Origin of the sequence: Flavobacterium sp. (genome assembly GCF_031363805.1) — a bacterium.
GTDB lineage: Bacteria > Bacteroidota > Bacteroidia > Flavobacteriales > Flavobacteriaceae > Flavobacterium.
In genome coordinates this window covers 1-10,921 of the sequence record NZ_JANLVD010000103.1, presented here as the reverse complement: position 1 = coordinate 10,921, position 10,921 = coordinate 1, and the positions used below count along the sequence as shown (strand labels likewise).

The 10,921-nt window shown below is 33.2% G+C and carries 5 protein-coding genes; all 5 read right to left on the bottom strand.

Annotation, left to right across the window (positions count from 1 at the left end):
* On the bottom strand, window positions 1–874 hold an 874-nt coding region (locus RMN92_RS06195; protein ID WP_409024849.1), incomplete at its 3' end, for a WD40/YVTN/BNR-like repeat-containing protein.
* Between the two features lie 163 nt (window positions 875–1,037).
* Window positions 1,038–5,279: a T9SS type A sorting domain-containing protein gene (locus RMN92_RS06190; protein WP_309608597.1), complete on the bottom strand. Its 4,242-nt coding sequence runs from the start codon at window positions 5,277–5,279 to the stop codon at window positions 1,038–1,040.
* Window positions 5,280–5,317: 38 nt separating this feature from the next.
* The gene (locus tag RMN92_RS06185; protein ID WP_309608596.1) at window positions 5,318–8,848 is read right to left on the bottom strand and encodes a PKD domain-containing protein; all 3,531 of its coding nucleotides are present in this window, start codon (window positions 8,846–8,848) and stop codon (window positions 5,318–5,320) included.
* A gap of 99 nt (window positions 8,849–8,947) precedes the next feature.
* Window positions 8,948–10,189, bottom strand: a complete 1,242-nt coding sequence (locus RMN92_RS06180; protein ID WP_309608595.1) for a T9SS type A sorting domain-containing protein — start codon at window positions 10,187–10,189, stop codon at window positions 8,948–8,950.
* 3 nt (window positions 10,190–10,192) lie between these two features.
* On the bottom strand, window positions 10,193–10,921 hold a 729-nt coding region (locus RMN92_RS06175; RefSeq protein WP_309608594.1), incomplete at its 5' end, for a T9SS type A sorting domain-containing protein.

Genomic DNA, 10,921 nt, shown 5'->3' with positions numbered 1-10,921 from the left:
GATTATTAGGTTTGGCCTTAATATCATAACACTCCTTGTTTAGTACTTGGTTCCAATTTGCACCACTATTTGTTGTTCTATAAATACCTTCTTTTCCAGCTAATAAAATTATATTTGGGTTTGCTGCATTAATATGTATTTCTGCAGGATTTATTATATAGCCACTATTTCTAATAGTACTGGTAAAAACTACAGCCCAATTATTGCCACCGTCTGTAGTTTTAAAAACTTGATTACCTGAACCAATATAAACGATATTTGGATCTGTGGGATGCACTGAGACAACAAAAACGCCTGCGTTCGCAACAACAGTATCTACTGCATCAGCAGTAACTAGAGTTTTAGAAACATTCACCCAAGTATTAGCGCCGTCGGTACTTTTATAAACTTCTCCAGGTTCTGTGCCACAATACATTATATTTGGTGTTCCTTCACAACGACCAATCGAGAGAATGTTTGCTTGAGAACCACCTGGCGCAACGCCGCCAGTTTTAGGATTTTTAAATGGTCCCAACGCTGTCCAATTGCCACTCGCTACTCTGTTTAATTGTGTATCTTTTCTTAGTTTATCTACGGCTAATGCAAATTTAGCTTTTTTTGAAAAATCAATTTGACCGTCATTATTCAAATACGAATCAACTGATCTGCGCCAATGCTTATAATATTGTGTATAATTTGATTTTTTATAAGCTCTAGATTGAAAATATTTTAAATATAATTGATCAACCTCATTTACATTTGGTTTTTCTGAAAACATTAATTTTGCCCAGTCTGGTGCATTTTTGTATAATTCACTGTTTTTATCAACTCCCGTAGATTGTCCGTAACCTACTGAAAAACATATGATTAATATAAATAATTTAATTTTTTTCATAATTTACATTTTTGTTTATAACTTGGTATGATTTTTTTATATTGTAACATTCAATCAATAGTAATTCAGCTATTTCTTGTAATCATATTTTCTTAGCATAATATTCTCCATTTAAAAATATCAATTACAAAACAGATTAAATATTATTTTGGTTTTCGTAGTGTTATTTTTTAATTATTTTCAAATAGTTGTATTTATCATCTGTTTTATTATACACTATCACAAAATACAAACCTTCAGCATATTGTTCCATATTTACTTGCAACAAGTTATCAGTTGTTTTTTCAAATTTTGATGTGATAAACTTACCATCGATGTTGTAAATACTTAAACTATATTCGGAACCATTCGATTTGGTATCAATCGTGAATGAATTGGTTGTAGGATTCGGGAAAGCAACAATGGTGGCAACTGAATGTGAAATAAAATTTTCTATTGCCAAAACTTGGTCTGCTGCTAATGAATAGCAAGAATTAGTAACTTGGTAACTACTTCCTGCGCAAGGCGTTGAAACTCGTTGAATGTAGAGTTTGTCGGTTACAAGAGAAAATTTTAATTTTCCGTTTGCGGCAGATTCTGAATACACATTTGGTGAATCGTTATTTAAAACAGTCGAAAATATTGTAGATCCAAAATGTTTATAATTGATAACGTGAATTATATTATTATCTAAATCTATATTTAAATATGCAGTTGCAGTTGTGTTGTTGCAACTAGTACTGATGTTTAGCGTTACAAAAACTCCTTTTTGTGTTGCTGCAAATGATGAAAAATCTTTAATAAGATTTGCATTTGAATCAGTTATAACATTGCCAGAAATAGTGTTGTTACAATTTGAAGGTTGAAGCGTATTATCAATTCCATTTTGATCGTCATCCATAGCAGACCAACACGATGGGTTGAGTCTAAAATTTCCGTTGCCGCAAGGATTATAAATTCTTTTAACGTAAAGTTTATTGTTACTAATGAAATAATTTACTTGTGCATTTGTAGTCAATGTACTGGTTACAGAACTTGTTTCGTTTCCTGTAATATCTGAGTTTGTTGAGGCAAAATGTTGGTATCCAAGCACATGTATTATGTCTGAATCTAGATTTACAATAGCTTTTAAATTATTTGTTGCGTTATTGCATGAAGTAAAAGTATTAAGATTTACATAAAATAGTCCGCTTGTTGCATTGGCAAAATCTGTTACCAATATATCTGTGCTACCTGTAATACTTGCTGATTGTGGAATTTGTTTATCACATTTTTGTAATTCGACATAATCTCCGTTATCCATTATATTGACAATATAAGGTTTCCAACAAGAGTTGGTTAGACGAATATAACCCCCAGAAGAACATGCATTACTGATGTGATTAAGGTACAATGAATTATTAGCTAAAGAAAAAGAGACTTTTCCCAAATAATTGCTATTACTTGTTACGTTGCTTGTGTTGTTACCCAACATATCAATAGGGCTACCCCCAAAATGGTTGTAACGTATTACATTAATTTGATTGGTATCTAAATTGACGCTAGCAATTAAACTACCATTAGCACCTGTACAATTATTGAAAAAATTAAGATTTACTAAAAATTTTCCAGTTGTTGCATTATTAAAATTTGTTATTAATACCTGACCTCCAACTCCAATATTTATTGAACTTGCAATATTGCTAACACAACCTAAGTCAATGTCATAATCAGAGTCTAAAAGCGAACAGCTTGCTGAATTGTAATTTACATTTACAAAGTTAGTTATCGTTTTTGTATCTGAAATTCCTGAACTGTTAGTTACTTTTAGCGTAGCATTTACAACTCCTGGTGATAAAAATTTTACAATAGGGTCTCTTGAACCTGCACTTGTACCATTTAAATAAACTGGTGTTTTAGAAAACGACCATTCCCAGGTTGCAGCAGTATAATCTAGGATGCTATAATCGCTAAACTTTATTTCTTGGTTAACACAAATGTCCTTTACGTTGGTGGTTGGTTGTGCCACAGGATTACTTTTTTCGTAAAAAGGAATTGTTTGTACGCCACCTTTTGCGCTGGCAACTATTAATCTTTCTTTATAGTATGAGGCTTTTAAAAACACTCTTTCAAGTGCCGTTCCAAGCATTAAATTTGAAGAATAATCAACCCAATCACTCATGGTATTGTTCCGATAAAAACATTTTGAAATGCTATTTATGTCTCCCATGAGGTAAACGCCTCCGTTTGAACCGTATTGATTTTGTATTTGGCGAACGTTAAACTGGTTTAATGTTGGTGTGTTTAGATCTGTCCAAACTTGTCCACCATCGGTGCTTTTAAAAATTCTTGTTATGTTGCTACCTCCTTTTCTAGTCAGCCAAATTTCATTTGCATTGGTTTGAGATACATCAATATAACAATCAACTCCGTTAGATTTTAAATCTACATTATTAAGTATCATATTGCAACTAATCCAATTTGCTCCGCCATCACTAGTTTTCCATAAGCCATCTGTTTGCGTCATTACATAGATTACTTTGGCATCTTTACGAGTTGTTTTAACATCCCAAACTAGCGAGCTAAAACTTTTTAAAATTTGACTTGTTGCACCATTGTCGTAAGATATTAATACATTATTTTCAAAACCTGCGTAAATTATGTTACTGTCTACTGTGTTAGAAGTGGTATCACTATTTCTTAAACCGTTTACATGTGAATTATTTTCTAAAGTAAATGGAAAAGAGTTGGTAAAAATTGGGTTATAATCTACATCAATTTGTTTAAATTGTTTTGGATTCATGTCTGCATAAAACAATGAATTTGGTCTGCTGAAAATTGCTTTTCCTACTGGAGCTTCTCTAATCTCGACTAATAATGATTTTCTGTTGTTCCAGTTTGGGTTAAATATATCATTGCCGTTGTGTACTTTTCCTCCGCCCATCTGATCGGTATTAAACCCAATATCAAAACCAAAATAATTTAAAGAAAATAGTCCTTTGCTGGTACTTTTCCATAATGATAAATCGGTAAAATTATCGGGAGATTCACCCACGCCGCCATCCGTAGATAGCACAACCTTGTTACCTAGGATGACCATGTCTTGAATGTCAGGATGGAGACTTATACCTAAAGGGCCACCGTAACCACCCAAAACGTTAAAATTTAATCCTCCGTTTGTGGATTTCAAGAAATCTGCAACACCAATATAATAGATATTTAAATCTGTAGGAGAAATACCAAAAACAAATGAATAAGATCCCTGCGAAAACCCAATGTTACTTACAGATAGTGGTGAAAAATTTTCGCCACCGTTGGTGCTTTTTATTAATTCGACTACACCTTCATTAGGAGCACTTTCAGTTAAAAAAGCAATAGATATTAATTCTGGGTTAGCATCAGATACGGCTAGTAAAAATGCTCTTTTAACAGTGTTTAAAGTGTAATTGGTAGGTTTTATAACCCATGTTAATCCAGCATCGTTGCTTTTATAAAAAACGCCTTGATTGTTTATTGCATAGACAATTGATGAACTCCCAGGTTTGAATTCAACATCCATAAAACTACCTGATTGTTTCAAACTAAAAGTTGCTCCAGCATCAGAAGATACATAGACGCCTTGTTCTGTAGCAGCAATAATAGTAGTGCCATTGTTAGACCATAAAATTTCATTACAAGTTGCAACGACTGGCAAAATAGACCAACTTGAACCACCATTTGAGCTATATCTAAACGGATTACTTCCTAAAATTATTTTATTAGAATCGGTAGGATGAAAAGCACTTGAACCACCATAATCACTCAAAAAAGCCCAATTTTCTCCACCATCCATTGTTTTGAAAAGCGAACCTGTTTCTGTGCTTGCCAACCTTACATTTGTTGAAGAAGGTGCAATATTTAAGAATAAAATATTTGTAATTGCTTGAACTTGTTTATCGTTTTTTACAACTTCCAAGGTGCCAATTTGTTCCCAATTGTTTACTAAAGCATTTTTACCTTCATTTTTTTTATTGGTTGTATTCCTATTTTTTTCATAATTTTCTGCTTTATTTATAAAATCTTGCTTTGTTGGCAAATTCAAAAAGCCTTTTTCGTTAATCCATTCATTTGGAATTTTGATTACAAAGTCTATAGCAAACCTAACAATAGGATTCTCAGAAATGCTTTCTTTGAATTCGTTTTTAGATTCGTTATCATTCTTTTTGCTAATGTTCTCTTTTCTTTCTTCCTTTTCCTCGATTAACCAATCGTTAAGTTCTTTTTTTAAATTATTGATGTTGATTTGGTCGGGATTGCTGTAAAATTGATTTGCCCAACTTGGCATGTTGCTAGTTTTTGATGGTAAATCAGAAAAGTTAACGTAGTCTTTAATACTCATTTTGGTTTCTTGCGCAAAACCATTGATTGTCATTAAAAATAATAGCAATAAATAAATTTTGGTTTTCATGGTTTATTTTTTTAATTGATTATCAAACTATTAATTCTCTATTTCCTGTCCGAAACAATTAGCTTCCCGTTTAGTATTTTGTCTTCCGAAATTATTTTATACAAAAATATTCCTTCTTTCAAATTGTAATTACTAAGAGGAATTGGTGTATTAAACTTTGTAAAAATGGTGTCTATTAGTTTTCCATCTATACTAAATAAATTAAATTTAATATTGCCATTGTCAATTCCGTTTACAGTAACAAAACCATTGCTTGCTATTGGGTTTGGATAAACTGAAGGTGTTTCAAATTTTAAATCATCTATTGATAATGCTGCACCATTTAGTTTAATATTATCTATATATACTGGTTGCGCGAATTTGTTTATATTTCTAAATTTTATATTAACATCGCGGGTACCAATGTAGGCAGATAAATTTATAGATTCTGTTCGCCATTGTGTAGCTGTAGGTACAAAATAATTTGTAGTTGGAGGTGCTGTTGCCAATTGTGGACCTGATTTTTTATATAGTATGGCATAATTTGTTCCGCAATCTTTAGAAACAATTACTTGCAACTTGTCTTTGTCTTGGTCATTATAAAATGCATAAGCCACATCAAAAGTAAGAATTGCATTTGCTGCACTAATTGAAGTCATATTTATACGTGCATTGATGTCTGCATAAGGTTGACTGGAAGCCGTTAAGCTGTAGTTGTTAACAAACATAGATTTTGAGCTTTGTCCAAAACCACCAATTGTGTTATTTAATGTCCAGTTATAATTTCCGTTAGTTTCTTGGTACCAATTTTGCGGTAATAAATTTGTTTCAAAATTTTGATTTAATCCTGCCGCAACTGAGCTTAAACCTGAATTTGTTGTTACAGTTAATGTATCTGTAGATGAAACTCCAGCTGCATTTGTTACTTTTAGTGTTACTAAATGATTGCCTGCAGTATTAAAAAAAACTTGTGGGTTACGTTGTGTCGAAGTACTTATGTTTCCGTCTTGAAAAGTCCAGGCCCAAGTTGCGTTGGCATGATTTAGTATAGAATAATCGTCGAAATTAAAAGTAGCCGTACAGTTTCCAGCAACTAATTTATCTACCATTATCTTGGCAAGTGGTCTTGTTGGTTGCTCATACAATTGGGTTTCCCAAATTCCTTTTCCGTATGTGGCCATTCTAAGTTTACCGTCTCTGTAAAAAGGACGAAGTGCATTTGTATTTGTAACTGTTGGTAAGTTTCCGTTAAAAACCATCCAGTCTGTCATGGTATTGTTTTTGTAATAACAAGTTAGGTTTGTTGCTGCATAAATACCGCCATTTGTTCCGCCAATTGTAACTATGGATTGAATAGTTTGACCGTGTAATATATTTGTAGTTTTATTAATCCAAGTTGCACCACCATCTATAGATTGATAAATTAAATTGTTATCTCCACCTTGTGGGTAAGCAACCCAAATTATTTGATCGTTTTCTGGATCTAAAGTTATAATTGTCTTATGGTTTGATGATCCTGGTAAATTAATTGTTGTACTTGTTGCCCAATCATTTGTGGTTTTTACAATAGTACAAATTCCTAGAAATGTTGGTGTTGATGGTGATCTAACTACTACATACATAGTATTGGTGTTACGTCTAGAAATTTCAATTCCTAGTACTCTTGAATTTGGCGCTGCAGTATATTTAGCAGTATAATTTTCACCTCCGTCTAAACTCTTAAAAACTTTGTTCTGATAACCTTTATAGATATAGTTAAAACAACTTGGGTGAAACTCCATTTCTGAAGACTCTGCATACCATGGTCCTTCGTTTACCTGTAAATCCGTATTAGCTGGTGCGTCAAGAACAGTCCCTGTAATTGTTAATGGCAAATATTGACTACCTAAATTATTTGAATAAACACGTGATTCGTTACTTGGGCTTACATAACCAGATTGAGGTTCTCCACCAATTAAATTTAAAAATGTGCCCGCAGGATAGCCTTCTGCATAAGCATCTACGCCGTTATGATAAGTACCACCCATTAAAATATCTCGGTTCCAACCAGAACCAAATCCCCAAAAATCTACTGCTCTAACACCGTCCATTTTAAACTCTGAGTTGGTATCAAAAAAATCATTCGATTTAAAAATACCGCCATCAGTAGTTGCCCAATACTCATTGCCAAAAGCCCTATAATCTTGAGAATCTACGTGAAATAATGGTAAAATCCCAACACCAGAGGAACATTCATAATTATATTTACAGGTAAAAGTTTGTCCACTATCGGTACTACGATTCATTCCAATTCCGCCCACCAAAATATGATCAGCATTAGTGTTTGATGCCATAATGGCCATATTCATTGTGCTTTGCCCACTAATATTACTAAAACCACCATTTACGCTAGTTCTTACTAAATTTAAATGTGTTGTAGTATAAGGACCACCATCATAACCCTGAGTATTTACCCAACTAACACCTCCGTTGATACTTTTATAAAGTCCAATAAAATTTTGATCGTCGGGTTTTGAATCGCCTACTAGGTAAGCATAAACACGGTTGCTGTCTGCGTCCGAAACTGCAATTCTCGCACCAGTTACCGATCTGGCAGTATTTGTAGAAGTGTACCAACCAGTTGTTTGAGGCGTCCAAGTTAAACCTGCATCCGTTGAAGTAAGAAACTCATGTGTATTAGTAACATCGTTTCTTCTTACTGTGTACAGTACATTTGAATTATTTGGTTTGGCTTTAATATCATAACATTCATAATTTAATACATTGGTCCAAGTTGCGCCACCATTTTCTGTTCTGTAAATCCCTTCTTTTCCAGCTACTAAAACTATTTCTGGATTAGCAGTACTTATATATATCTCTGCTGGATTTAGCACATATCCATAATAAAGCATATTGCTATTATGAACTACAACCCAATTATTGCCGCCATCGGTGGTTTTAAATATTTGAGTTCCAGAGCCTGCATAAACAATATTTGGATTTGTAGGGTGCACTGCTAAGGCAAATACGCCTACATTTGCTAAAACAGTATCTGGGGAATCTTGAGTAACCAATGTTTTAGATACATTTACCCAATTATTTCCTCCATCTGCGGTTCTGTAAACTTCGCCAGGCTCTGTACCACAATACATTACATTTGGTGAACCTTCGCAACGTGCCAGAGAAACAACGTTTGCCTGACCACCACTTGGTGTAACTCCGCCGGGAATAGGATTTTTAAACGGACCCAAAGCGGTCCAATTGCCACCTGCTAATCTTTTTAGTTGTGTATCGCTTCGTAGTTTACTGATAACTGCTGATTGTTTTACCTTTTTTGTAATATCAACTTTTCCTTCATTATTCAAATAAATGTCTAAGGGTCTTCGCCAATGCTTGTAATATTGTGTATAATTTGTTTTTTTATAAGCATTGGTTTGATAATATTTGTAGTACAACTCATCAACCTCAAATACGTTTGGGTTTTCTGAAAACATCAATTTTGCCCAATCTGGTGCGTTTTTGTACAAATCGGTATTTTTGTTCGTTTCTGATGATTGTCCATAACTTAAAGCAAAGCAAAAGGTTATGATGATTAATTGGATTTTTTTCATAATTTTTTTAATCTGTTTATAATTTAATATAATTTGTTGCATTAAGTTTTTGAATTTTCCCCAAGTTTTTAACTTTTTTGTAAATTATAATACTTCTAGTTATTCTACCATAATTCTTTTAACCAATTTTTTTGCACCATTTTGAATATTTACAAAATACATACCTGACGAAATAGTATTCATTTGTAATTCCTGATCAAACATACCAGAATTTAAAAATGATTTATTGTAAATATTTCTGCCACTCATATCGTAAACTTTTATTTCAATTTCATCGTTGTTTTCTGGTTGAAATGATATTTTGAAACTACCAGTATTTGGATTTGGAAATAGAGTGAAATCTTTAAACTCAAATTGCTCATTACCCAACACGTTTGTTGCAAATTGACTTGCAATAACGTTGTAATACGCTTTCATTCTAGTCGCTTGGTTTGCGGTAAACATAAACTTGCAAGCATCTTCTGTATAATCCATGTAGTTCATAGTTAACGATTTCTGATTGGTATCGCAACCTGCAACACTGCCGATAACTGGGCAGCCGACTGAAACAAGACATTGTGGCGTGTCCGCACAATTATCATTATTTGTGTCATTGCAACTGCCGCTTGCAAAGATGTGATCTAAATTGAAATAATGACCCGCTTCGTGTGATAATACTCTACCTAAGTTATAATTTCCAGATGGTACATATCCTGTGCAACCAGTTCCGCTTCCAAAATTTTCTTGATCTATAATAATTGAACACCCCGAATTTGGAACTCCTCCCTGCGGCGAAATTCCACCTCCACCGCCAATCAAGTCTCCAACTAAAATATTTAAATAATATTTCCATTTTTGGTCATAATCATTGCCCACAAAGCTAGTACCAAAAGTTACGGCTACTCGCCCGTTTACAAGCCCCGTGTTGTCAGGATGGTTCTGAGTTGCTAAAACAAATTTTACGTCAAAAACACCCAAATTTGTGCCTGGATAAAAGGAACTTACTGCTGGAGTCCATAAAGTTATGTCTGAATTTGTTGCATTAAAATCTTTGTTTAAAATATCTAGTTGGTTTTGCGCCAATTGTTTTAAACATTCTTTATCGGTTGATGTTGGAGCAACATCAGGAAAATGCACTGCAACAGGTACAATAATGGTTTCGTTGGTATTTGTAGCCGATTTGTTTTGTTGATTTTGAAGTTTTAATAATTCAATTTCAAATCTATTTTGCAAATCCTGATGTTTTTGTTTTGCAACTGGATTTTTCATCATTTGTTGCATATACGAATCTGTTCCACATGTTTTTTGTTGAGAAAAACTGGATTGAAACACTAAAAAAGCAAAAATTAATTTAAATTTCATGGTTTACTTTTTAATAATTTTCAAATAGTTGTATTTATCATCTGTTTTATTATGTAATATCACAAAATATAAACCCTCAGCATATTGCTCCATATTTACTTGCAACAAGTTATCGGCTGTTTTTTCAAATTTTGATGTGATAAACTTACCATCGATGTTGTAAATACTTAAACTAAATTCTGAACCATTCGATTTTGTATCAATAGTAAATGAGTTGGTTGTCGGATTCGGGAAGGCTACAATGGTGGTTGCAGAATTTGAAATGAAATTCTCCATTGCCAAAACTTGGTCTGAGCCCAAAGAATAACATGAATTAGTTATCTGATAACTGCTTCCTGTACAAGGTGTGGATACTCGTTGAATGTACAATTTATCATTTATTAAAGAGAATTTTAATTTTCCGTTTACAGCAGATTCTGAATACACATTTGGAGAATCATTATTCAGAACAGTCGAAAATGTTGCTGATCCAAAATGTTTGTAATTGATGACATGAATTAAATTATTATCTAAATCTACATTCAAATAGGCAGTTGCATTGGTGTTATTGCAACTGGTACTGATGTTTAGCGTGACAAAAACTCCTTTTTGTGTTGGTGCAAACGATGAAAAATCTTGAATCAGATTTGCACTTGAATCCGTTATTACATTGCCAGAAATTGAGTTGTTGCAATTTGAAGGTTGAAGCGTATTATCAATTCCATTTTGATCATCATCCATAGCTGACCAACA